We start from the raw sequence: 917 nt of genomic DNA, 5'->3' as shown, positions 1-917 counted from the left end.
GGCTCGCCGCCGCCCTGCCCGGCATGGAGGCCATGCGGGCCGACCATGGCCTCGTGGTCGAGCGCGTGCTGCTGGTGCGCGCCATGGATCTGCTCGACCTCGCGGAGGACGTGGAGCGCCTCGGCGACGAGCGCGGCCCGGCGGAGGCGCTGCGCGCCAACGGCGAGGACGACGTGGCGCTGGCGCGCTACCGAGACCCGCGCCTCGCGTTGGTGTCGGGCGCGGTCGCCGCCGTGGCGCTGATCGCGATCTCGGTGTTCTGGAGCGCCTCCGGCTGGAGCGCCGGCGCGGGCGCCGCAATCATGGTCGCGGTCATGACCAGCCTGTTCGCGCAGCAGGACGATCCGGCCTCCGCCGCCGCCGCCTTCTTCAAGGCGACCGTCGCCGGCACCGCGCTCGCCGCCGTCTACGCCTTCGCCGTGCTGCCGCGCATCGAGGGCTTCGAGGCGCTCGCTCTGTCGCTCGCGCCGCTGCTGCTCGGCGCGGCCTACGCCATGACCTTTCCGCGCTTCACGCTGATCGGGCTCGCGATCGCGCTCGGCGCGCTGAACCTGATCAACCTCACCAATGTGGCGGCCTACGACTTCGCGTCCTTCGCCAACAGCGCCCTGGCGCAGCTCGTCGGCATCGGCGTCGCCGCCACGCTGCTCGGCGCGCTGCGGCCGGTGGGCGCCTCCTGGCCGATCGCGCGCCTCGTCCGCGGCCTGCACGAGGATCTGGCGGCGGCCATGGCCGGCCGGGACGTCGGCCGCGTCGCCTTCGAGGCGCGCATGTTCGACCGCATCGACGGGCTGATGGCCCGGCTCGACCTGTCCGACCCGAACCAGCTCGCGCTGGAGCAGGGCGCGCTTGCGGGCGTGCGCGTGGGGCTGAACGCGCTCGCGCTGCGGCGCGTGGCGCGCGCCCTGCCCGAGCCC

The 917-nt window shown here is 75.1% G+C and carries 1 protein-coding gene; it reads left to right on the top strand.

The window, feature by feature from the left end:
• On the top strand, positions 1–917 hold a 917-nt coding region (locus ACFQ4O_RS17875; RefSeq protein ID WP_378777771.1), incomplete at both ends, for an FUSC family protein.

It is taken from the genome of Methylopila musalis (assembly GCF_042679725.1).
Taxonomy (GTDB): Bacteria; Pseudomonadota; Alphaproteobacteria; order Rhizobiales; family Methylopilaceae; genus Methylopila; species Methylopila musalis.
This window is presented reverse-complemented; position numbering and strand designations above follow the sequence as displayed.